This is a genomic window from Enterobacter sp. CPE_E1241 (assembly GCF_045618265.1).
Taxonomy (GTDB): domain Bacteria; phylum Pseudomonadota; class Gammaproteobacteria; order Enterobacterales; family Enterobacteriaceae; genus Enterobacter; species Enterobacter adelaidei.
The window spans coordinates 508420-531463 of sequence record NZ_JBIWYV010000001.1 but is presented as its reverse complement, the minus strand read 5'-3'; the positions used below and the strand labels follow the sequence as shown (position 1 = coordinate 531463).

Annotated in this window: 23 protein-coding genes and 3 tRNA genes; 12 read left to right on the top strand and 14 right to left on the bottom strand. The window is 54.2% G+C overall.

All coding sequences use genetic code 11. The features are described from left to right. Window positions 1-94: 94 nt before the first annotated feature. The 4 genes from ACJ9Y9_RS02535 to orn form a co-directional block, all read right to left on the bottom strand. Window positions 95-170 (bottom strand) — tRNA-Gly (locus ACJ9Y9_RS02535). Between the two features lie 36 nt (window positions 171-206). Further along, a tRNA-Gly gene (locus tag ACJ9Y9_RS02530) sits at window positions 207-282 on the bottom strand. A 36-nt stretch (window positions 283-318) separates the two neighbouring features. Then, a tRNA-Gly gene (locus ACJ9Y9_RS02525) sits at window positions 319-394 on the bottom strand. Between the two features lie 196 nt (window positions 395-590). Next, complete coding sequence (orn, locus tag ACJ9Y9_RS02520; RefSeq protein ID WP_028016433.1) at window positions 591-1136, bottom strand: oligoribonuclease; 546 nt, start codon at window positions 1134-1136, stop codon at window positions 591-593. Between the two features lie 107 nt (window positions 1137-1243). Between orn and rsgA the strand changes: the two genes are divergently transcribed. The 3 genes from rsgA to mscM all read left to right on the top strand — a co-directional run bounded on the left by rsgA (window position 1244) and on the right by mscM (window position 6705). Beyond that, complete coding sequence (gene rsgA, locus ACJ9Y9_RS02515; RefSeq protein ID WP_032666746.1) at window positions 1244-2296, top strand: small ribosomal subunit biogenesis GTPase RsgA; 1053 nt, start codon at window positions 1244-1246, stop codon at window positions 2294-2296. Between the two features lie 97 nt (window positions 2297-2393). Beyond that, window positions 2394-3362, top strand: a complete 969-nt coding sequence (asd, locus tag ACJ9Y9_RS02510; protein ID WP_028016431.1) for an archaetidylserine decarboxylase — start codon at window positions 2394-2396, stop codon at window positions 3360-3362. A 19-nt stretch (window positions 3363-3381) separates the two neighbouring features. Next, entirely contained in the window at window positions 3382-6705 is a 3324-nt protein-coding gene (gene mscM / locus ACJ9Y9_RS02505; RefSeq protein ID WP_028016430.1) for a miniconductance mechanosensitive channel MscM, read from the top strand. Between the two features lie 38 nt (window positions 6706-6743). Here the strand turns inward: mscM and yjeM are convergent, their stop codons facing one another. Together yjeM and epmA are read right to left on the bottom strand one after the other, a co-directional pair. Beyond that, window positions 6744-8243: a glutamate/gamma-aminobutyrate family transporter YjeM gene (gene yjeM / locus ACJ9Y9_RS02500; RefSeq protein WP_028016429.1), complete on the bottom strand. Its 1500-nt coding sequence runs from the start codon at window positions 8241-8243 to the stop codon at window positions 6744-6746. A gap of 195 nt (window positions 8244-8438) precedes the next feature. Beyond that, window positions 8439-9416, bottom strand: a complete 978-nt coding sequence (gene epmA / locus ACJ9Y9_RS02495) for an elongation factor P--(R)-beta-lysine ligase (protein ID WP_028016428.1) — start codon at window positions 9414-9416, stop codon at window positions 8439-8441. 310 nt (window positions 9417-9726) lie between these two features. Between epmA and frdA the strand changes: the two genes are divergently transcribed. From frdA to frdD, 4 genes are read left to right on the top strand one after another with little or no spacing between them, the layout of a single operon-like run. Further along, entirely contained in the window at window positions 9727-11517 is a 1791-nt protein-coding gene (frdA, locus tag ACJ9Y9_RS02490; protein WP_028016427.1) for a fumarate reductase (quinol) flavoprotein subunit, read from the top strand. Then, the gene (gene frdB, locus ACJ9Y9_RS02485) at window positions 11510-12244 is read left to right on the top strand and encodes a fumarate reductase iron-sulfur protein (RefSeq protein ID WP_028016426.1); all 735 of its coding nucleotides are present in this window, start codon (window positions 11510-11512) and stop codon (window positions 12242-12244) included. The genes frdA and frdB overlap by 8 nt, the downstream gene beginning before the upstream one ends. A gap of 10 nt (window positions 12245-12254) precedes the next feature. After that, window positions 12255-12650, top strand: a complete 396-nt coding sequence (gene frdC / locus ACJ9Y9_RS02480) for a fumarate reductase subunit FrdC (protein ID WP_028016425.1) — start codon at window positions 12255-12257, stop codon at window positions 12648-12650. A 10-nt stretch (window positions 12651-12660) separates the two neighbouring features. Beyond that, on the top strand, window positions 12661-13020 hold the full coding sequence (gene frdD / locus ACJ9Y9_RS02475) for a fumarate reductase subunit FrdD (RefSeq protein WP_013095272.1): 360 nt from the start codon (window positions 12661-12663) through the stop codon (window positions 13018-13020). Between the two features lie 30 nt (window positions 13021-13050). Here frdD and ampR read toward each other — a convergent pair whose 3' ends face one another. Next, complete coding sequence (gene ampR / locus ACJ9Y9_RS02470; protein ID WP_028016424.1) at window positions 13051-13926, bottom strand: LysR family transcriptional regulator AmpR; 876 nt, start codon at window positions 13924-13926, stop codon at window positions 13051-13053. A 132-nt stretch (window positions 13927-14058) separates the two neighbouring features. Here ampR and blaACT point away from each other — a divergent pair, with 132 nt between their 5' ends. Together blaACT and ACJ9Y9_RS02460 are read left to right on the top strand one after the other, a co-directional pair. Beyond that, complete coding sequence (gene blaACT / locus ACJ9Y9_RS02465; protein ID WP_028016423.1) at window positions 14059-15204, top strand: ACT family cephalosporin-hydrolyzing class C beta-lactamase; 1146 nt, start codon at window positions 14059-14061, stop codon at window positions 15202-15204. 95 nt (window positions 15205-15299) lie between these two features. Further along, window positions 15300-15830 (top strand): lipocalin family protein, encoded by a 531-nt coding sequence (locus tag ACJ9Y9_RS02460; protein ID WP_028016422.1) that lies wholly within the window; start codon window positions 15300-15302, stop codon window positions 15828-15830. Here the strand turns inward: ACJ9Y9_RS02460 and sugE are convergent. Then, on the bottom strand, window positions 15827-16144 hold the full coding sequence (gene sugE / locus ACJ9Y9_RS02455) for a quaternary ammonium compound efflux SMR transporter SugE (protein ID WP_028016421.1): 318 nt from the start codon (window positions 16142-16144) through the stop codon (window positions 15827-15829). The two genes, ACJ9Y9_RS02460 and sugE, sit on opposite strands and share 4 nt — an antisense overlap. Before the next feature lie 262 nt (window positions 16145-16406). On the opposite strand from sugE, the gene ACJ9Y9_RS02450 reads away from it, so the two are divergent. Then, on the top strand, window positions 16407-17006 hold the full coding sequence (locus ACJ9Y9_RS02450; protein ID WP_028016420.1) for a LuxR C-terminal-related transcriptional regulator: 600 nt from the start codon (window positions 16407-16409) through the stop codon (window positions 17004-17006). Between the two features lie 37 nt (window positions 17007-17043). Here ACJ9Y9_RS02450 and ecnB read toward each other — a convergent pair whose 3' ends face one another. The 3 genes from ecnB to efp all read right to left on the bottom strand — a co-directional run bounded on the left by ecnB (window position 17044) and on the right by efp (window position 18055). Beyond that, window positions 17044-17190: a lipoprotein toxin entericidin B gene (gene ecnB, locus ACJ9Y9_RS02445; protein ID WP_003025482.1), complete on the bottom strand. Its 147-nt coding sequence runs from the start codon at window positions 17188-17190 to the stop codon at window positions 17044-17046. A gap of 108 nt (window positions 17191-17298) precedes the next feature. Next, window positions 17299-17430 (bottom strand): entericidin A/B family lipoprotein, encoded by a 132-nt coding sequence (locus ACJ9Y9_RS02440; RefSeq protein WP_024907352.1) that lies wholly within the window; start codon window positions 17428-17430, stop codon window positions 17299-17301. Between the two features lie 58 nt (window positions 17431-17488). Continuing rightward, window positions 17489-18055: an elongation factor P gene (gene efp / locus ACJ9Y9_RS02435; RefSeq protein ID WP_010427766.1), complete on the bottom strand. Its 567-nt coding sequence runs from the start codon at window positions 18053-18055 to the stop codon at window positions 17489-17491. 40 nt (window positions 18056-18095) lie between these two features. On the opposite strand from efp, the gene epmB reads away from it, so the two are divergent. Further along, a complete protein-coding gene (epmB, locus tag ACJ9Y9_RS02430; protein ID WP_028016419.1) occupies window positions 18096-19124 on the top strand; it encodes an EF-P beta-lysylation protein EpmB in 1029 nt (342 codons plus the stop codon). A gap of 45 nt (window positions 19125-19169) precedes the next feature. Here epmB and ACJ9Y9_RS02425 read toward each other — a convergent pair whose 3' ends face one another. The 3 genes from ACJ9Y9_RS02425 to ACJ9Y9_RS02415 all read right to left on the bottom strand — a co-directional run bounded on the left by ACJ9Y9_RS02425 (window position 19170) and on the right by ACJ9Y9_RS02415 (window position 21626). Then, window positions 19170-19523 carry a DUF4156 domain-containing protein gene (locus ACJ9Y9_RS02425; protein WP_023310115.1) on the bottom strand — a complete coding sequence of 118 codons (354 nt, stop codon included), beginning with the start codon at window positions 19521-19523 and terminating at the stop codon, window positions 19170-19172. A 134-nt stretch (window positions 19524-19657) separates the two neighbouring features. After that, window positions 19658-21301 (bottom strand): chaperonin GroEL, encoded by a 1644-nt coding sequence (groL, locus tag ACJ9Y9_RS02420; protein ID WP_028016418.1) that lies wholly within the window; start codon window positions 21299-21301, stop codon window positions 19658-19660. Window positions 21302-21332: 31 nt separating this feature from the next. Then, window positions 21333-21626 carry a co-chaperone GroES gene (locus tag ACJ9Y9_RS02415; protein WP_003855929.1) on the bottom strand — a complete coding sequence of 98 codons (294 nt, stop codon included), beginning with the start codon at window positions 21624-21626 and terminating at the stop codon, window positions 21333-21335. A gap of 179 nt (window positions 21627-21805) precedes the next feature. On the opposite strand from ACJ9Y9_RS02415, the gene yjeH reads away from it, so the two are divergent. Continuing rightward, the gene (yjeH, locus tag ACJ9Y9_RS02410; RefSeq protein WP_028016417.1) at window positions 21806-23044 is read left to right on the top strand and encodes an L-methionine/branched-chain amino acid transporter; all 1239 of its coding nucleotides are present in this window, start codon (window positions 21806-21808) and stop codon (window positions 23042-23044) included.

Genomic DNA, 23044 nt, shown 5'->3' with positions numbered 1-23044 from the left:
TGGATAACTCTGTTCACAAGAGTATTTCAGAGACAACAGAAAACGTCCCCAACGACTCTTTTCGCTGTGGATATTTTAAAGATGAAGAAGAATTTGGAGCGGGAAACGAGACTCGAACTCGCGACCCCGACCTTGGCAAGGTCGTGCTCTACCAACTGAGCTATTCCCGCTTGGGTGGTGCGTGCTGTGGAAGCACTTTCAAATTTTGGAGCGGGAAACGAGACTCGAACTCGCGACCCCGACCTTGGCAAGGTCGTGCTCTACCAACTGAGCTATTCCCGCTTGGGTGGTGCATGCTTTAAAAGCACTTTCAAATTTTGGAGCGGGAAACGAGACTCGAACTCGCGACCCCGACCTTGGCAAGGTCGTGCTCTACCAACTGAGCTATTCCCGCAAATCTGTACTGCTTTTGTTGCTGTCGTAACGTGTAATTCTCTGTCGTTACGGGAGGCGCATTATACGAGAAATCCTTTTAGCTGCAACCCCCTTGAAAGCGATTTTTTCGAAATTCAGTTCAAATGCTTATTTAATCGGCAAGCTGCACAATTTAACGGCAAAAACCCGGCCACGCAAGGCGCCGGATCTCAAAATCACAGCTTAATGAAGTTTTCGCGGTAATACGCCAGCTCCGCAACAGACTCACGAATATCGTCCATTGCCTGATGCGTCCCCTGTTTTTTAAAGCCATCCAGGATTTCAGGTTTCCAGCGACGAGCCAGCTCTTTCAGGGTGCTCACATCCAGATAGCGGTAGTGGAAGTAAGACTCGAGCTCCGGCATGTACTTAAACAGAAAGCGGCGATCCTGGCCGATGCTATTACCACAGATTGGCGATTTGCCTGCCGGAACCCACTGTTTCAGGAATTCAAGCGTCGCCAGCTCCGCCTCACGGTCACCCTGAGTACTGGCCTTCACGCGATCCACCAGACCGCTGCCGGTATGGGTACGCACGTTCCAGTCATCCATCAATGCAAGCTGTTCATCAGATTGATGAACAGCAATCGTCGGTCCTTCCGCCAGAATATTCAGGTTGGCATCGGTCACCAGGGTTGCAATCTCAATGATGCGATCGCGCTCGGGATCCAGCCCGGTCATTTCAAGATCGATCCAAATCAGGTTGTTTTCATCCGCGCTCATGTTATTTTCCACCCTTCTCGCATAACCGGCAGTAGCAGGTTAACTAGTATTAATTAGAGTGTATCATAGAGGTTTTGCCCCTTACGGGCGACCAGGAGCCAGCGCGATTGAGTAAAAATAAACTCTCCAAAGGGCAGCAGCGCCGCGTGAATGCCAATCACCAGCGCCGTCTTAAAACCACTTCGGAGAAGGTCGATTACGACGACAACCTCTTTGGCGAACCAACGGAAGGCGTAGTCATCAGCCGTTTCGGTATGCATGCCGACGTGGAATCCGCCGATGGTGAGATCCACCGCTGCAACATCCGCCGGACCATTCGTTCTCTGGTGACCGGTGACCGCGTCGTCTGGCGTCCGGGTAAAGAGGCGGCGGAGGGTGTTACGGTAAAAGGTATCGTTGAAGCGGTCCATGAGCGCACGTCTGTGTTAACCCGTCCCGATTTCTACGACGGCGTGAAACCGATTGCCGCCAACATTAACCAAATCGTTATCGTCTCGGCGATTTTGCCTGAACTTTCACTCAATATTATCGACCGATACCTCGTCGCCTGCGAAACACTGCAGGTTGAACCGATTATCGTGCTGAACAAAATCGATCTGCTGGATGACGAAGGGATGGCTTTCGTCAATGAACAGATGGATATCTATCGCAAGATTGGATACCGCGTTCTGATGGTCTCCAGCTACACCAAAGATGGCCTGAAACCGCTGGAAGAGGCGCTCACCGATCGTATCAGCATCTTCGCGGGTCAATCCGGCGTGGGTAAATCGAGCCTGCTGAATAACCTGCTTGGTCTCCAGCAAGAGATCCTCACCAACGATGTGTCTGATGTCTCGGGTCTGGGCCAGCACACGACCACCGCATCACGCCTGTATCACTTCCCACATGGCGGCGATGTGATCGACTCTCCGGGGGTGCGCGAATTCGGTTTATGGCATCTCGAGCCGGAACAAATCTTCAACGGATTTGTCGAATTCCATGATTATTTAGGCGCTTGCAAATACCGCGACTGTAAACACGATAACGACCCAGGTTGCGCTATCCGTGAAGCGGTCGAGAATGGTGAAATCGCGGAGACTCGTTTCGAGAATTACCACCGTATTCTTGAGAGCATGGATCAAGTAAAAACGCGTAAAAACTTTTCTGATTCTGATAACTGACAACTAAGCTAAGCATCGCTAAAATCGTCCCCTTTTTTCAGGTTCCGGTGCTTTGCCGCCGGATCAGGAACGACAAAACAATGGCCTGGAGGCTACCTTGTTAAACGCATTTAAACTTTCGCTTCAATACATTCTGCCAAAACTGTGGCTCACTCGCCTGGCGGGCTGGGGCGCAAGCAAACGAGCAGGCTGGCTGACCAAACTGGTCATCGACCTTTTCGTAAAATATTACAAGGTCGACATGAAAGAGGCGCAGAAGCCGGATACCGCCAGCTATCGCACCTTCAACGAATTCTTCGTGCGCCCACTGCGCGACGAGGTTCGTCCGGTTGATACCGATCCTAACGTGCTGGTGATGCCTGCAGATGGCGTGATTAGCCAGTTAGGTAACATCGAAGAAGACAAAATTCTGCAGGCCAAAGGCCATAACTACAGCCTGGAGGCCTTACTGGCGGGTAATTACCTGATGGCAGACCTGTTCCGTAACGGTACGTTTGCCACCACGTATCTGTCACCGCGCGACTACCACCGCGTGCACATGCCGTGCAACGGTATTCTGCGTGAAATGATCTACGTTCCGGGCGATCTGTTCTCCGTGAACCATCTGACCGCGCAAAACGTACCAAACCTGTTTGCCCGTAACGAACGCGTCATCTGCCTGTTTGATACTGAATTTGGCCCAATGGCGCAGATTCTGGTGGGTGCCACCATCGTCGGCAGCATCGAAACCGTCTGGGCAGGCACCATCACTCCGCCTCGCGAAGGCGTGATCAAACGCTGGACCTGGCCTGCCGGTGAAGCGGAAGGCTCTGTCGCCCTGCTGAAAGGTCAGGAGATGGGTCGCTTCAAGCTGGGCTCTACCGTGATCAACCTGTTTGCGCCGGGCAAAGTGAAGCTGGCTGAACAGCTCGAAAGCCTGTCGGTCACCAAACTGGGCCAGCCGCTGGCGGTCTCTACCGAAACCTTCGTGACGCCAGATGCAGAATCTGCTCCGCTGTCACAGGAAGAGATTAACGCCGAGCACGACGCCAGCCCACTGGTTGACGACAAAAAAGACGAAGGCTAACAACAGAAGGATCGCTGACGTGCGCCCGATTATCGTTCTACTGATGGCCTGGTGCCTCAGCATGGGGGCGTACGCAGCGACAGCCCCCGACGCCAAACAGATAACGCAGGAACTGGAGCAGGCAAAAGCGGCCAAACCCGCTCAGCCAGAGACCGTCGAGTCGCTCCAGTCTGCCCTGAACGCGCTTGAGGAGCGGAAAGGCTCCCTTGAGCGCGCTCAGCAGTATCAGCAGGTTATCGACAACTTCCCCAAACTCTCGCAGACGCTGCGCGCGCAGCTCAATAATTTGCGTGACGAACCGCGCGACGTGCCCGCAGGCATGACCTCGGACGCCCTGAACCAGGAGATCCTGCAGGTCAGCAGCCAGCTTCTGGAAAAGAGCCGCCTTGCCCAGCAGGAGCAGGAGCGAGCGCGTGAAATTGCCGACTCCCTCAGCCAGCTTCCGCAACAGCAAACCGATGCCCGCCGTCAGCTCAACGAGGTTGAACGCCGTGTCGGCACACAAACCGGCAACACGCCGCAAAACCAGGCACAAAACCTTGGGCTGCAGGCAGAGTCTGCCCGCCTGAAAGCGCTGGTCGATGAACTGGAGCTGGCGCAGCTCTCCGCCAATAACCGCCAGGAGCTATCGCGGATGCGTTCAGAACTGGCGCAAAAACAGAGCGAACAGCTTGATGCTTATCTCCAGGCGCTACGTAACCAGCTGAATAGCCAGCGCCAGCGCGAGGCCGAACGCGCGCTGGAAAGTACCGAGCTACTGGCGGAAAACAGCGCTAACCTGCCCGTCGGCATCGTCGATCAGTTCAAGATCAACCGTGAGCTTTCAGCGGCACTGAACCAGCAGGCACAGCGTATGGACCTGGTCGCTTCACAACAGCGGCAGGCGACGAACCAAACCCTGCAGGTCCGCCAGGCGCTCAACACTCTGCGCGAACAGTCGCAGTGGCTTGGGTCATCAAACCTGCTGGGCGAGGCGTTACGTGCTCAGGTGGCACGCCTGCCGGAAATGCCGAAGCCGCAGCAGTTGGATACCGAGATGGCCCAGCTACGCGTTCAGCGGCTGCACTTTGAAGATCTTCTCAATAAACAACCGCAAATTCGCCAGATCCGTCAGGCTGACGGGCAACCTCTGAGCAGTGAGCAAAACCGGATCCTTGAAGCCCAGTTGCGCACCCAGCGTGAACTCCTGAACTCACTGCTCCAGGGCGGTGATACGCTGATCCTCGAGCTTACCAAGCTGAAGGTGTCAAACAGTCAGCTGGAAGATGCGCTGAAAGAGGTAAACGAGGCAACGCACCGTTACCTCTTCTGGACCTCTGACGTGCGTCCAATGACCTTCTCGTGGCCAATTGAGATTGTTCAGGATCTGCGCCGCCTGATTTCACTGGACACCTTCAGCCAGCTGGGACAGGCCAGCGTGATGATGCTCACCAGCAAAGAGACCATTTTCCCACTGCTGGGCGCATTGATTCTGGTGGGCTTTAGCATTTACTCGCGCAGACATTTCACCCGTTTTCTGGAGCGTTCCAGTTCGCGCGTGGGGAAAGTCACCCAGGATCACTTCTGGCTGACGCTCCGCACGGTGTTCTGGTCGATTCTCGTGGCCTCTCCCCTACCGGTATTGTGGATGACGCTGGGGTACGGCCTGCGGGAAGCCTGGCCCTATCCGCTCGCCGTGGCGATAGGCGATGGCGTCACCGCGACGGTTCCACTGCTGTGGGTCGTGATGATTTGTGCCACATTCGCGCGGCCAAATGGCCTGTTCATCGCCCACTTTGGCTGGCCGCGTAATCGTGTTGCACGCGCTATGCGTTACTATCTGATGAGCATCGGACTGATTGTGCCACTCATTATGGCGCTGATTATGTTCGATAATCTTAACGACCGGGAGTTCTCAGGCTCACTGGGTCGCCTCTGCTTTATGCTGATATGCGGGGCGCTGGCCATCGTCACGCTCAGCCTGAAACGCGCCGGTATACCGCTCTATCTTGATAAATCCGGTAGCGGCGACAACATGTTCAACCGCCTGCTCTGGAACCTGCTGCTGAGCGCTCCGCTGATTGCGATGCTGGCAGCGGCGGTGGGTTACCTGGCGACTTCGAAGGCGCTGCTGGCGCGGCTGGAAACCTCGGTGGCGATCTGGTTCCTGCTTCTGGTGGTGTATCACGTCATCCGTCGCTGGATGTTGATTCAGCGCCGCCGTCTGGCCTTCGACCGTGCCAAGCATCGCCGGGCAGAAATCCTCGCTCAGCGTGCGCGGGGTGAGGATGAGCCAAACCACGTCAACAGCACGGAAGGGACGACGGAGGCGGACGATGTCGAACTGGATCTGGATGCCATCAGTACCCAGTCCCTGCGCCTGGTGCGCTCCATCCTGATGCTGATTGCTCTCCTGTCGGTGATCGTGCTGTGGTCGGAAATTCACTCCGCGTTTGGCTTCCTGGAGAACATCTCTCTCTGGGACGTGACATCTACAGTTCAGGGCGTGGAAAGTCTGGAGCCTATAACCTTAGGTTCAGTACTGATTGCCATTCTGGTGTTGATCATTACTACCCAACTGGTACGTAACTTCCCGGCGCTGCTGGAGCTGGCTCTGCTGCAACACCTGGATTTAACCCCCGGCACGGGCTACGCCATTACCACCATCACTAAATACCTGATCCTGCTCTTTGGTGGGATGGTGGGTTTCTCAATGATTGGCATTGAGTGGTCTAAATTACAGTGGCTGGTCGCTGCGCTGACATTTGGACTTGGCTTTGGCATGCAGGAAATTTTCGCTAACTTTGTTTCCGGCCTGATCATCCTGTTTGAAAAACCGATACGTATAGGCGATACGGTGACGATCCGCGATCTGACCGGTAGCGTAACGAAGATCAATACCCGCGCCACAACGATCAGCGACTGGGACCGTAAAGAGATCATCGTGCCGAACAAGGCATTCATCACCGAACAGTTCATCAACTGGTCGCTGTCAGACTCGGTCACGCGTGTGGTGCTGACACTACCGGCACCGTCGGATGCCAACAGTGAAGAGGTGACACAAATTCTCTACACCGCAGCCGAGCGCTGCACGCTGGTGCTCGATAACCCGGCACCGGAAGTGTTCCTGGTCGATTTGCAGCAGGGGATTCAGATTTTCGAGCTACGTATTTACGCTGCAGAAATGGGACACCGTATGCCGCTGCGCCACGAGATCCACCAGTTGATTCTGGCTGGCTTCCGCGAGCATGGTATTGATATGCCATTCCCACCGTTCCAGATGCGTCTGGAAAGTCTGGACGGACGTAAAACGGGAAGAACATTGACGTCGGCGGCACGTAAGCGCCCGGCGGGAAGCCTGTAAATCTTCGCCCCTCTCTTTCGGGAGGGGCGTTTTAACCGCTACACCGCTTCCGTGACGTACGCCACTGAGCGTCGGCGGTAATTCTCATAAATCCCCATCGCCAGCAGCGAGAAGAAGATCGGACCGCCAACCATCCACAGCGCGCTGTTCCAGTCATTCGCCTCAATCACTGGCTGAATGACAGTGAAGATATTCGCGAACGCCACCACCAGCACGACCACAGTCGTCGCCAGTAGCGTTGACGTGCGGGTTTTAAAAATCACAAACGGACGTTCAAGACCCTGCTTCGCTTTGAAGAACGGGAACGCCAGCGTCAGGAACAGATACGGCAGCGTCATCGACACGTTCGCCATCAGGGTCAGCTTGTTATAAAACGCTGACGCGGTATCACCGCCAAACGATACCAGCAGAATGAATACGCACACCAACAGACATTGCATCCACATCGCGTTGGCAGGCATTCCCGCCGTATTCAGTTGCGTCATACGCGCTGGCCACAGCGCTTTTGGCGTGCCCTGGATTATCGCTTTCAACGGCGAGTAGATAAGCGTAAAGAACGCGCCGGTATAGGCGAGGAACATTGACAGGCCGGTAATGCGCGCAAACCAGATGCCCATTGTCACCGCAGCTTCCGGCGTCAGGTTCATCGCCTGTCCCAGCGTCATTCCCAGGCTTTTCATCAACACATAAGTAATGTTGCCAAGGTTAGTGGTGTTGTTGCTCAACACCTGCTGCCAGTTGGTACTGACCCCCCAGAGGAAGATTGCCAGCGAATAGCCAATGGAAATGACGATGGCGGCAAATATAATCCCTTTCGCGAAGTTCTTTTCCGGGTTCTCCGTTTTGTCGACCAGACCCCCTACCGCCTCGATACCACCGTAGGCGAAAATGGCGAACACCACGAAAGAGAGCATCGCAAGGCCGGACTGATAACTTGGGTTAGGCGAAGCAACAAAGTTCACCTCCTGCGCGAAGTGACCGCCGTTCAGACACAGAATAGCGATACTGACCAGCAGCAGTACCAGATTCAAACACATCACTGCGATCCCGCCCACGGCGGTAATCCGGGCAATCTTATTGATGCCTTTAGACGCGACCAGCGTCACAACCACCATCCAGAAAACAGCCAGAATCCCGACCACCTGTGTAGAACTGAGGCCCGCCAGAGACCAGACCTGGGTTTTATCGCTACCGAAAACAAACGTCGAGAACGGTACCCAAACTTTGGCCGCAGTACTGACCATCCAGACAACATAAGAGGAGAACCACATAAACGTGCCAATAAACGCGTAGCGCGGGCCGATACTGTTATTCATCCACGAGTAGATCCCTCCCTCTTCTTTCCGGTATGCCGACCCCATTTCCGCCATCATCAGCGCGAATGGGATGAAGAAGAACAGGGCTGAAACGATATAGAACGGCGTCGCACTGTAACCCATCAGGTAAAAGGCCGACGGGCTATTAGCAAAGCCAAAGACGGAGGTAAAAATCATCAGGATGAGCCCGGTGAGGGTCATCTTTTTGAGTGAGTGGGACATAGAACCATCCAAAGGAAATTAATCTGCGCGGATGGTAGCAGAAGACCAGACAAAAATTGTGCCTATAGGGAGCAAATTAAGAAAAAGACCCGTGTATAGAGAATGTGGCAGTTTTTAATGTTGTTATGCGAAATGGAAAGGAAAATTGCCACCGGGGGAGTAGGCCGGGCAAGCGCAGCGCCACCCGGCATTTTTTCAGGCACGATCGACCGTAAACGCAATCACATCGCCCAACTGTTCTGCACCCAGCGCCAGCATCACCAGGCGATCAACACCCAGCGCCACGCCGGAGCAATCCGGCAAACCTGCTTTTAATGCCTCAAGCAGATTAACATCAATGGGCTGCTGCGGCAGACCGCGCGCGGCACGCTTACGGTTATCCTGCTCGAAGCGCTGCTGCTGTTCACGCGCGTCCGTCAATTCGTGGAAACCGTTCGCCAGCTCGATGCCTTTGTAATAGACCTCAAAACGCTCTGCCACACGATGATCTTCCGTGCTGATCTGCGCCAGAGACGCCTGACTTGCCGGGAAGTGATAGACAAACGTCGGGCGGTCTTTGCCAATCTGCGGTTCAACGCCAAACGTGAACAGCAACTGCAGAAGCGTATCGCGATCTTCTTCAGTATCTGCCACATTGCTGAGATCCAGTTTTGCCGCCACTTCGCGCAATTGAGTCTTGTCCGCTGACAATGGATCGATTTCCAGATAGCGCTGGAAAGCCTGCTGATAGGAGAGAGTTTCCGCTTCTGAGCAATCCAGCACCTGCTGCAGCAGGTCATCCACCTCATTCATCAGACGGTACATATCATAGTGCGGACGATACCACTCCAGCATGGTGAATTCCGGATTGTGGTGACGCCCCATCTCTTCATTACGGAAGCTTCTGCACAGCTGATACACCGGACCGCATCCTGCCGCCAGCAGGCGTTTCATGTGGTATTCCGGGCTGGTCATCAGATACAAATTCATGCCCTGAGAGTGCCCCGGGCCAACAAAACGGGTTTCAAACGGGACCAGATGAATATCGGTTACCGTTGCCTGACTCATGCACGGCGTTTCCACCTCCAGGACTCCGCGGTCGGCAAAGAAACGGCGGATCGCCGTCATAATTGCAGCGCGTTTTAACAGATTTGGGATGGATGCGCTCGGCTGCCAGGTGGCCGTTTCGCTCATGGGTAATTCTCCGATTTCAGACAAGGGCACGAAGTCTACTCGTTAGCGGGGACAGAGACAAATTTTGCGCAGTAAAAACGCGCATTTCATTTAGGTGCGTAATTACGTGACGCAATTCATCAATCACGATGATAAATCACCCTACAGAACAGCAAAAAAATCGAACACGTCAAATTTCCCTGACATCTACACGGTTATACTGTTTTACCCATAAAGGAGCAGTGGAAACGCTTTCGCAATTGTCCCTTTGGGCAGGTGAACTACCTTTAGTTTGTCGCGTTGCGAAATAACAAAAATCTGGAGGAATGTCGTGCAAACTTTTCAAGCCGATCTTGCCGTAATTGGCGCTGGCGGTGCTGGATTACGTGCTGCGATTGCTGCAGCACAAGCTAATCCCAACGCTAAAATCGCATTGATTTCAAAAGTCTATCCAATGCGCAGCCACACGGTTGCAGCTGAAGGAGGGTCCGCCGCCGTCGCGCAGGATCATGACAGCTTTGAATACCATTTCCACGACACGGTTGCAGGGGGCGACTGGCTTTGCGAACAGGATGTGGTTGACTACTTTGTACACCATTGTCCTACGGAGATGACCCAGCTTGAACAGTGGGGATGTCCGTGGAGTCGCCGTCCGGACGGCAGCGTCAACGTTCGCCGCTTCGGTGGAATGAAAATCGAACGTACCTGGTTCGCCGCCGATAAGACCGGCTTCCACATGCTGCACACTCTGTTCCAGACCTCTCTTCAGTTCCCACAAATTCAGCGCTTTGATGAACATTTCGTCCTCGACATTCTGGTTGATGACGGACAGGCTCGCGGCCTGGTGGCGATGAACATGATGGAAGGCACGCTCGTCCAGATCCGCGCTAATGCGGTGGTGATGGCAACGGGCGGTGCGGGCCGCGTGTATCGCTACAATACCAACGGCGGCATCGTCACCGGTGACGGTATGGGCATGGCGCTCAGCCACGGTGTGCCGCTGCGCGATATGGAGTTCGTACAGTATCACCCGACTGGCCTGCCGGGCTCCGGCATTCTGATGACGGAAGGCTGCCGTGGTGAAGGCGGTATTCTGGTCAACAAAAATGGCTACCGCTATCTGCAGGATTACGGCATGGGCCCGGAAACCCCGCTTGGCGAGCCGAAAAACAAATACATGGAACTCGGTCCGCGCGACAAAGTCTCCCAGGCCTTCTGGCACGAGTGGCGCAAAGGCAACACCATCTCCACACCACGCGGTGATGTGGTCTATCTCGATCTGCGTCACCTGGGTGAGAAGAAGCTGCTGGAACGCCTGCCGTTCATCTGCGAACTGGCAAAAGCCTACGTCGGTGTTGATCCGGTGAAAGAACCGATTCCGGTACGTCCAACCGCGCACTACACCATGGGCGGGATCGAAACCGACCAGCAGTGCGAAACCCGTATCAAAGGCCTGTTCGCCGTGGGTGAATGCTCCTCTGTGGGCCTGCACGGCGCCAACCGTCTGGGGTCTAACTCGCTGGCAGAGCTGGTCGTCTTTGGTCGCATGGCGGGCGAGCGCGCAATGGAACGCGCGGCTACAGCGGGCGAAGCTAACGGTGCCGCGCTCGATGCTCAGGTTACTGACGTTGAAAAACGCCTGAAAGACCTGGTGAACCAGGAAGGTAACGAGAACTGGTCTAAGATCCGCGATGAAATGGGCCTGTCGATGGAAGAAGGCTGTGGTATCTACCGTACCCCTGAGCTGATGCAAAAAACCGTCGATAAGCTGGCGGAATTGCAGGAGCGTTTCAAACGTGTGCGCATTACCGATACCTCCAGTGTCTTCAATACCGACCTGCTCTATACCATCGAGCTGGGTCACGGCCTGAACGTGGCAGAATGTATGGCGCACTCTGCGCTGGCGCGTAAAGAGTCACGCGGGGCGCATCAGCGTCTTGATGAAGGCTGTACCGAACGTGACGACGTCAATTTCCTGAAACACACTCTCGCCTGGCGCGATGCAGATGGCACCACACGTCTGGACTACAGTGACGTGAAAATCACCACGCTGCCACCGGCTAAACGCGTGTACGGCGCAGAAGCAGAAGCCGCCGAGAAGAAGGAGAAGGCGAATGGCTGAGATGCAAAAACTGAAAGTTGAAGTGGTGCGCTACAATCCGGAAGTGGACACCGCACCACATAGCGCTTTCTATGAAGTCCCCTATGACGAGCAAACCTCTCTGCTGGATGCGCTTGGCTATATCAAAGATAACCTGGCACCAGACCTGAGCTACCGCTGGTCCTGCCGCATGGCCATCTGCGGCTCCTGCGGCATGATGGTTAACAAAGTGCCGAAACTGGCCTGTAAAACCTTCCTGCGTGATTACACCAAGGGCATCAAGGTTGAAGCGCTGGGCAACTTCCCGATTGAGCGCGATCTGGTGGTCGATATGACCCACTTTATCGAAAGTCTGGAAGCCATTAAGCCTTACATCATCGGCAATCCGCGCACGCCGGATCAGGGTCCAAATACCCAGACCCCGGCCCAGATGGCGAAATACCATCAGTTCTCTGGCTGCATCAACTGCGGCCTGTGTTACGCCGCATGTCCACAGTTTGGCCTGAATCCCGAATTCATCGGCCCGGCCGCCATTACGCTGGCGCACCGCTATAACGAAGACAGCCGCGACCACGGTAAAAAAGAACGTATGGCGCAGCTTAACAGCCAGAACGGCGTCTGGAGCTGTACTTTCGTGGGTTACTGCTCCGAAGTCTGTCCGAAGCATGTCGACCCAGCCGCCGCTATTCAGCAGGGTAAAGTGGAAAGCTCGAAAGACTTTCTTATCGCTACCCTGAAACCACGCTAAGGAGTGCATGATGACGACTAAACGCAAAGCCTATGTACGGCCAGTGCCGTCCACCTGGTGGAAAAATCTGCCGTTTTATCGCTTCTATATGCTGCGTGAAGGCACAGCGGTGCCGGCGGTCTGGTTCAGTCTTGAGCTGATGTACGGTGTTTTTGCCCTCAAGCACGGTCCGGAAACCTGGGCAAGCTTTGTTGGCTTTCTACAAAACCCGATCATTGTGGTCCTGAACCTGATCGTGCTCGCAGCCGCGCTGCTTCATACCAAAACCTGGTTTGAGCTGGCGCCAAAAGCGGCGAACATCATCGTAAAAGGCGAGAAAATGGGGCCAGAGCCGGTGATTAAAGGCCTCTGGGCAGTGACGATTCTGGTCACTGTGGTCATTCTGTTTGTCGCACTGTTCTGGTAAGGAGACTACTGTGATCAATCCAAATCCAAAACGTTCTGACGAGCCGGTCTTCTGGGGACTGTTTGGCGCTGGCGGCATGTGGAGTGCCATCATCGCACCTGTGATCATCCTGCTGGTCGGCATTATGCTGCCGCTGGGGCTGTTCCCGGGCGATGCACTGAGCTACGAACGCGTGCTGGCGTTTGCGGGTAGCTTTATCGGCCGCGTATTCATCTTCCTGATGATCGTCCTGCCGCTGTGGTGTGGCCTGCACCGTATTCACCATGCGATGCATGACCTGAAAATCCATGTCCCGAGCGGTAAATGGGTATTCTACGGCCTGGCAACCATTCTGACCGTGGTAACGCTGATTGCCGTGGTCACCATCTGACCCTTCTGGCCCGCCCTCCGGCGGGCCTTTTTAGTTCTGCATTTTGCCCACCAGCCACTGCGCAAACTCACGCATTGCCGGGGTTTCGGCTTTCGACTGTAGTCTTGTTAACCAGTAACTGCCCAGATCAATCTGTGTGGCAAACGGCTGTACAATGCGCTCGCTGTTGAGCAAATGCGTAAACATATCGACCGGAGCGATCGCAATTCCCACACCGGCCTGCGCGGCTTCCAGCATGGTGACAGACGAATCAAACACCATCACCCGATGCGTGGGTGACGGGGGATGCTCTCCCGCCGCCTGCATCCACGCGGACCACTCATCGCGCCGGTAGGAGCGCAGCAGGGTAAATTTCAGAATGTCGGCCGGAGTATGGAGCCCGGCGGCGATATCGGGTGAACAAAGCGGAGCCATCGGCGCATCACAAAGGAACTGCGCTTCGGTCCCGTGCCACGCCCCGCCACCGTAGCGGATCGTGTAATCAAGCCCCTCAGCCGCCGGATCGACGCGGTTGTTATGGGTTGAAAGGTGAAGATCGATATGCGGAGAGCAGCGGCGGAAATCAGACAACCGCGAGAATAAAAAACCGGTCGCGAAGGTTCCTACCACACCAATTTTGAGTTTCTCCTGCGCACGATGGCTGGCAAAGCGATCCAGCATTCCGGCGATACGATCGAACGAATCGTTAAGCACTGGCAGCAAATTCTCACCTTCCGTCGTCAGCATCAACCCGCGCGAAACGCGAACAAAAAGCTGGCAGTTCAGATGCTGTTCCAGCGTCTTAACATGCTGGCTGATAGCAGAATGGGTAACATTCAGCTCTATCGCGGCATGAGTAAAACTGAGATGCCTTGCGGCTGCTTCGAAAGCACGAAGCGAATTAAGCGGGAGATAGCTGCGAGTCATCGGCCCATCCGTTAGAAAAATTAACAGCTAATGCTAAATTTAACCGTTTGTCAGCGACAGTCAAATCCCACAGACTACAGCTGTCTGACGGGCCCGGACACTCCTTTGACCTGCTATTACGGAAGATAACTGATGATGAAAAAATCCCTTTGCTGCGCCCTGTTACTCAGCACCTCCTGCTCCGTCTTTGCTGCACCGATGTCAGAAAAACAGCTGGCTGCAGTGGTCGAACGTACCGTTACCCCGCTGATGAAAGCGCAGGCCATCCCGGGGATGGCGGTCGCCGTAATTTATCAGGGTCAGCCGCACTACTTTACCTTCGGCAAAGCCGATATCGCGGCGAACAAACCTGTTACCCCGCAAACGTTGTTCGAGCTGGGTTCTATAAGTAAAACCTTCACCGGCGTCCTGGGTGGCGATGCCATTGCTCGCGGTGAAATTTCGCTGAGCGATCCGGTAACAAAATACTGGCCTGAGCTGACAGGCAAGCAGTGGCAGGGAATTCGCATGCTGGATCTGGCTACCTATACTGCGGGTGGTCTGCCATTACAGGTACCGGATGAGGTGACCGATAACGCCTCTCTGCTGCGCTTCTATCAGGACTGGCAGCCAGAGTGGAAGCCGGGAACCACGCGTCTTTATGCGAACGCCAGTATTGGTCTTTTTGGCGCCCTTGCGGTTAAACCTTCCGGCATGAACTATGAGCAGGCCATAACGACGCGGGTCTTTAAGCCGCTCAAGCTGGACCATACGTGGATTAACGTTCCGGAATCTGAACAAGAGCATTACGCCTGGGGATACCGTGACGGTAAAGCCGTCCACGTTTCGCCGGGCATGCTGGATGCCGAAGCCTATGGTGTGAAAACCAATGTCAAAGATATGGCGAGCTGGGTGATGGCGAACATGTCTCCCGATACTCTGCAGGATACCTCTCTGAAGCAAGGTATCGCCCTTGCGCAATCCCGATACTGGCGCGTAGGTGCCATGTATCAAGGGTTAGGCTGGGAGATGCTGAACTGGCCGGTAGAGGCCAAAACCGTGGTCGAGGGTAGCGATAATAAGGTTGCCCTGGCACCGTTGCCTGCGGTAGAAGTGAATCCCACGGCCCCTCCGGTAAAAGCGTCCTGGGTGCATAAAACGGGCTCTACTGGCGGGTTTGGTAGCTATGTGGCGTTTATTCCAGAAAAGCAGCTTGGCATTGTGATGCTGGCGAATAAAAGCTACCCGAACCCGGCACGAGTTGAGGCGGCATATCATATCCTCGACGCGCTGAAGTAAAACATTGCCGGGTGGCGACTCTGCTTACCCGGCAAAACACCCGCATTTTCCTTGCCGTCATCTACACTTAACAAAAAAACAGTAAGGAAACTCCTATGCGCATTCTGCCTGTTATCGCCGCGGTGACAGCCGCGTTTTTAGTGGTTGCCTGTAGTTCCCCTACCCCACCTTCTGGCGTTACCGTTGTCACGCCTTTCGATGCACAACGCTTCCTCGGAACATGGTATGAAATCGCCCGCCTGGACCATCGGTTTGAACGGGGCTTAGAGAAAGTCACTGCGAATTACAGTCCGATGGATGATGGCGGTATTCAGGTGATCAACAGGGGCTATAATCCCGACCGGGAGATGTGGCAGCAGTCGACAGGAAAAGCATACTTCACTGGCGACCCACGGAGGGCCGCGCTCAAAGTCTCCTTCTTTGGCCCCTTCTATGGCGGCTACAACGTGATAGCACTCGACAAAGAGTACCGCCATGCGCTGGTTTGCGGGCCGGATCGCAACTACCTGTGGATACTCTCCCGCACGCCAACCATCTCGTCTGAGATGAAACAGCAGATGCTGGATGTTGCGACCCGGCAGGGGTTTGATGTGTCAAAACTCATCTGGGTAGAACAACCCCATTAATGCGTGCTGAGTTTCAACCCAATGATACCGGCCACGATCAGAGCGAGGCTGGCGATACGTGCCAGGCTCGCTGACTCTCCCAGCAGCAGAATGCCCGTGATGGCAGCGCCTACGGCGCCGATGCCTGTCCAGACAGCATAAGCCGTTCCCACAGGCAAAGAACGCATCGCCCACGACAACAGGACGATACTGACTATCATCGCGGTAACGGTAATGACGCTGGGCGTCAGACGGGTAAATCCGTGGGTGTACTTGAGACCAATCGCCCATACCACTTCGAGCAGGCCGGCAATTAAAAGAACGATCCAGGACATTTCAGGCTCCTTAACTTACAGGTAAGTTGGGGCCGTCCCCGGTGAAAGATACGCTTACGGGTCGTCCCGTAAGGCAAAGATTACGCCCTTTATTTTGCTTAGCGTGCGATTTTTTTTCAATCCCTTTCTGCTGAACACGTTAAGGCAAGAAATAGCCGCAGTATGGCGCGGAGTTCAAGCATTTACCACTCATCTGACTTCTCTATGATGATGTGCTTTCTGATGGCAGGAAGCCAAACCACTAGCCGACTGCGAATAAAATATGTTCAAAATTCTATTGATTGACCGTTGTCACTTCACCCGCGCAGGGTTTGAAGCATGGCTCAATCACTCCGGTTTGTTCCCTGGGCACTACGTTGTGACCGGGCTGAATAATCTATTTCTTGCCAGAGAGCACATTCTGCAATGGAAACCCAATCTGGTTATCGCTGACCTGTACGGCTTCAGGCAGGATATTCACCATTTCCAACAGCTCTCTACCCTACTTAACGCCAGTGAAAAATTGCCTTTTATCTTGCTGCAATCGGGAGAAGACAACAGCATGACGGACTGGCTCGGGCAGTTCCCGGTTTGGTCGTCATTGTTGAAAAACGCCAGCCTCGAAGAAGTCGCAACGGTTATCAACGACGCATTAGTCTCGCGCGCAAGCGCTGACAGGCCGACGACGGCGGCCCCCTTGCTGACCCGGCAGGAAGAGAAAGTGCTGACATTGTGGATGGACGGTGCGAGCAATCAGAAAATTGCCGCTCACCTGAGTATCAACGGGAAAACGGTCTATACCTATAAACGTAATATCCGCATGAAACTGCATATGGATACGCGTTTTTCACCGTTTTTATCCTTGCAGGAATCAGAAAGCTGACGGTACGAAACCCATCAGGTCCCGTACCGTTTGTTAATTACTGCTGGGCTTTTGTTGCCGCACCAGAGATTGCGCTACCACCTTCAGAAATATCCTGACCGACGCCACGCGTGGTATTACAGGCCGTTAACACCGAAGAAAGTACCAAGACTGAAAAGATCGCTGCAATTGTCTTCTTAACCATAATATCTTCCTTTTATAGCCAAAGTTGTTTTGTGTATAGCAACTTAAGAATAGACAAGATCCCGTCGGCTGACGGAAAAGGAAGCATTTTTAGGAAAATTAGACGAACTTAGCTGGCGGCGTGAGAAATGATATGACCGAGATCCTGGATATCTTGTCCCATTCCACGCGTGGTGTTACAGCCGGAGAGTAATGCGCTGGAAAGCGCTAACAGAAGCAGAATTTTAACGGTACGTTTCATCATCCCTGCCTGTAAAAATCAGGCGCAGCGGGCGCTGCGCCTTCAATCAAAACGTAAATTACTTCACGCGGGATACGTATTCGCCGGAGCGGGTATCCACTTTGATCACTTCGCCAGTCTGTACGAACAGTGGAACTTTAACCACTGCGCCGGTAGACAGTTTGGCTGGCTTACCACCGGTACCTGCGGTGTCGCCTTTCAGACCTGGATCGGTTTCAACGATTTCCAGCTCAACGAAGTTAGGTGGGGTCACAGCGATAGGCTGGCCATTCCACAGGGTCACGATGCACTCGGCCTGATCCAGCAGCCATTTCGCGCTGTCACCTACCGCTTTCTCATCAGCAGACAGCTGTTCGAAAGTAGAGTTGTTCATGAAATGATAGAACTCACCGTCGTTGTACAGATAGGTCAGGTTCATATCAACAACATCAGCGCCTTCAGCGGAATCAGTAGACTTGAAGGTTTTCTCAACACGGGTACCGGTCAGCAGACGGCGCAGCTTAACGCGTGCGAATGCCTGGCCTTTACCTGGTTTAACGAATTCGCTGGCTTCAACCGCGTACGGTTCGCCGTCCATCATGATTTTAAGACCAGCACGAAAATCGTTGCTATAGTACGTTGCCATAAGGCCCTCTAAATTTGTTAACTGGTAGCTAAGCCACAAAATGGCGCATATTGTAACCCTAAACACCCCGTCCAGAGAAGATTGGTTATCGCAACTTGCCGATGTAATCACCAGTCCTGATGAATTGCTGCGTCTTTTAGACCTCGATCAGCACCCAGAGTTGCTTGCAGGACGCGAGGCAAAGCGCCTTTTCGCCCTGCGCGTTCCCCGTGCGTTTGTGGCACGGATGGAGAAAGGCAACCCCGACGATCCACTTTTAAAACAAACACTTACTTCGCAGAATGAATTTGTCACCGCGCCGGGTTATAGCACCGATCCTCTGGAAGAGCAGAACAGTGTGGTGCCAGGTTTACTGCATAAGTATCTCAACCGAGCCCTGCTGCTGGTAAAAGGTGGCTGCGCGGTAAATTGTCGTTATTGCTTCCGTCGGCACTTCCCGTATGCGGAAAATCAGGGCAATAAACGCAACTGGCAGGTCGCGCTGGACTATATTGCCGCCCATCCGGAGCTGGACGAGATTATTTTTTCCGGTGGCGATCCGCTGATGGCGAAAGATCACGAGCTGGACTGGCTGCTGACTCAGCTTGAAGCCATCCCGCACATTAAGCGTCTGCGCATTCACAGCCGTTTACCGATTGTCATTCCGGCGCGTATCACTGACGGCCTGGTGTCGCGCCTGGAGCAGTCTCGACTGCAGGTGCTGCTGGTGAACCACATTAACCACGCGAACGAAATTGGCGATGATTTTCGCGCGGCGATGGCGCGTCTGCGTAAAGCGGGCGTGACGCTGCTAAACCAGAGCGTGCTGCTGCGTGGCGTGAATGATAGCGCCCACGTGCTGGCTGACCTGAGCAATGCCCTGTTTGATGCCGGAGTAATGCCCTATTACCTGCACGTGCTGGATCGCGTTCAGGGTGCGGCACATTTCATGGTAACGGATGAAGAAGCCCGGCAGATTATGCGCGAACTGTTAACGCTGGTTTCAGGCTATATGGTGCCGAAACTGGCACGTGAGATTGGCGGTGAGCCAAGCAAGACGCCGCTGGATTTACAGTTGCGGCAACACTAATTCCCCTCACCCTAACCCTCTCCCAACGGGAGAGGGAAAAGGCAATCAGTTCGGGCACTTGTAGACCTGGCCATTCATCTGGCTGGCGGTCGGCACGAAGCTGGACAGCATACTCTGCGTTGGGCTGCTTACGCCGTAAATCACGTTCCCACCCATGGCCGCAGCCTGGTTACGCAGGGCATTCGCCGCACCGCGCATAGAACCACCTTCCTCGCCATGCTGACCTGACATCCAGTTGCTTTGCTCACCGGTTGCGGTGCCTAACAGCTGACATTCACTGCCAGGCTTATCTTCCACAAAGCGAACGCCCTGGCCCGCTGCCGACAGTTCATTGCTGGAGCTACAACCCGCCAGCAGCAATGCTGCTCCTACGATCCCTGCACAGACTTTTACGCGCATGTTATTCCTCGTTTTCAATAAGCTGGACAGTAGTTGTCCGTGTGTAAACCTTATACCTAAAAGATGACCAAAAGAAAAACCCCCGAGCATTTCTGCCCGGGGGTTTTTCACATTCTACGACGTAGAACGCACGATTACATCATGCCGCCCATACCGCCCATGCCGCCCATACCAGCAGCACCTAAGTCAGGTGCGTCGCCTTTAGGCATGTCGGTCACCATGCACTCGGTAGTGATCATCAGGCCAGCAACAGATGCCGCGTACTGCAGAGCAGAACGGGTCACTTTAGTTGGGTCCAGGATACCGAAGTCGATCATGTTGCCGTATTCTTCAGTCGCTGCGTTGTAACCGTAGTTACCTTCGCCCGCTTTCACGTTGTTCGCAACCACAGATGGCTCTTCACCGGCGTTGGATACGATCTGACGCAGAGGTGCTTCCATTGCACGCAGTGCAACTTTGATACCCACGTTCTGATCTTCGTTCTGCGCAGTCAGGCCAGCCAGTTTAGCGGCAACGCGCACCAGCGCAACACCACCACCAGCAACCACGCCTTCTTCTACCGCAGCACGGGTCGCGTGCAGAGCATCGTCAACGCGTGCTTTCTTCTCTTTCATTTCAACTTCGGTCGCTGCGCCCACTTTGATTACGGCAACACCGCCTGCCAGTTTCGCTACGCGCTCCTGCAGTTTTTCACGGTCGTAATCAGAGGTGGCTTCTTCGATCTGCTTACGGATCTGACCAACGCGGCCCTGAATAGCGGCTTCTTCACCTACGCCATCAATGATGGTGGTGGTGTCTTTGTTGATCACAACACGTTTAGCCTGGCCGAGGTCTTCCAGGGTCGCTTTTTCCAGCTCCATACCGATCTCTTCAGAGATAACGGTACCGCCAGTCAGAGTAGCGATATCCTGAAGCATCGCTTTACGGCGATCGCCGAAGCCAGGTGCTTTCACCGCAGCCACTTTCACGATACCACGCATGGTGTTAACCACCAGGGTCGCCAGCGCTTCGCCTTCAACGTCTTCAGCGATGATAACCAGCGGTTTGCCTGCTTTCGCAACGGCTTCCAGCACTGGCAGCATTTCGCGGATGTTGGAGATTTTCTTGTCAGCCAGCAGGATGAACGGGCTTTCCAGTTCAACAGCACCAGTCTCTGGCTTGTTGATGAAGTATGGGGACAGGTAACCGCGGTCGAACTGCATACCTTCAACCACGTCCAGTTCGTCTTCCAGACCGGTACCGTCTTCAACGGTGATGACGCCTTCTTTACCGACTTTGTCCATCGCTTCCGCGATCAGTTTACCTACGGTTTCGTCGGAGTTAGCGGAGATGGTACCTACCTGAGCAATCGCTTTAGAGTCAGAGCATGGTACAGACAGCGTTTTCAGTTCTTCAACAGCAGCAGCGACAGCTTTGTCGATACCACGTTTCAGATCCATTGGGTTCATGCCTGCAGCAACGGCTTTCAGACCTTCGGTGATGATAGCCTGCGCCAGTACGGTCGCGGTGGTGGTACCGTCGCCTGCAGCGTCGTTCGCTTTAGAGGCAACTTCTTTCACCATCTGCGCGCCCATGTTTTCGAACTTATCTTCCAGCTCGATTTCACGTGCTACAGAAACACCATCTTTGGTGATGGTTGGCGCGCCGAAGGATTTATCCAGCACTACGTTACGGCCTTTCGGGCCCAGAGTTACTTTAACTGCATCTGCCAGTACGTTTACGCCGCGGAGCATTTTTACACGAGCGTCGTTACCGAATTTTACGTCTTTAGCTGCCATGTTCTTATTTCCTCAAATTCTCGTGCGTAAATTACGCTTCAACAATTGCCAGAATGTCGCTCTCGGACATGATCAACACTTCTTCATTGTCGATCTTCTCGGATTTCACGCCGTAGCCATCGTTGAAAATTACGATGTCACCAACTTTAACGTCCAGTGGCTGCACAGTTCCGTTTTCCAGGATGCGGCCCTTACCGACAGCGATGATTTCGCCACGCGTTGATTTGGCTGCTGCAGAACCGGTCAGAACGATACCGCCAGCAGACTTGGTTTCAACTTCTTTACGTTTGACGATCACACGATCATGTAACGGACGAATACTCATTGATAGCTCTCCTTTGAGAAAGTCATTATCAGTTATGGATGACGCCGGCCCGCATGCGGTTTTCCGACTAGTGCCCTGAGAGATGGGGATAGCTTTTTCCCCCTTCAAGGGGGAGTTGAAAAAAAAAATTGCGAAAGTGTTACCATCGCCTCTCTTTTAGTACTGGCAGGGCGATGTCAATGAGTGGACTCAAGCAGGAGTTGGGGCTGGCGCAAGGCGTTGGCCTGCTCTCAACCTCCTTGTTAGGGACGGGCGTGTTTGCCGTACCCGCACTGGCGGCGATGGTTGCCGGAAATAACAGCCTGTGGGCGTGGCCGGTACTGATTGTGCTGGTTTTCCCAATAGCCATTGTGTTTGCCATCCTGGGGCGGCATTTTCCCAGCGCAGGCGGCGTGGCGCATTTTGTCGGGCTGGCCTTTGGCCCGCGGCTGCAGCGTGTTACCGGCTGGCTGTTTCTCTCCGTCATTCCGGTTGGCCTGCCTGCGGCGCTTCATATTGCGACCGGCTTTGGCCAGGCGCTGTTTGGTTGGCATAACGAGCAGTTGCTGTTAGCCGAACTGGGTACGCTGGCGATTGTCTGGTGGGTCGGTTCGCGCGGAGCCAGTTCCAGTGCCAATCTGCAAACGCTGGTCGCAATCCTTATCGTCGCATTGATTGTCGCTATCTGGTGGGCAGGAAATCTCACCGTAGCGGAAATTCCCTTCCCGGTACTCAAGGATGTCGACCATTCGCAGCTTTTCGCTGCGCTTTCCGTCATGTTCTGGTGCTTTGTTGGACTTGAAGCGTTCGCCCATCTGGCTTCCGAGTTTACGCAACCTGAACGCGATTTCCCGCGCGCGCTGATGATTGGTCTGTTGTTGGCGGGAACGGTTTATTGGGCGTGTACCGTACTTGTGCTGCACTTTAACGCATTCGGGGCGGATAAAGCGGCTGCCGCCTCGCTACCAGGCATTGTGGTGCAATTGTTTGGGGTAAAAGCCCTTTGGGTGGCCTGCGTGATTGGTTATCTCGCCTGTTTTGCCAGCCTCAATATCTACATTCAGAGTTTTGCCCGCCTGGTGTGGTCGCAAGCGTTGTACAAGCCTGAAAGCCGTCTCGCGCGTCTGTCAAAACGCCAGCTTCCGCTGAATGCCCTGAATGCCGTACTGGGCTGCTGTGTGTTGAGCACGCTGTGTATTTACGCCCTGAATATCAATCTGGATGCACTGATCGTCTACGCCAACGGCATTTTCATCATGATCTACCTGCTGTGCATGCTGGCGGGTTGTCGTCTGCTGAAAGGTCGCTACAAAGCGCTGGCGGTCATCGGGGGTGTGCTTTGCCTGCTGTTGCTCGCGATGGTGGGATGGAAGAGCGTGTACGCTATTGTCATGCTGGTAGGGCTGTGGCTGTTTTTACCAAAACGGCAGAATCCGTAG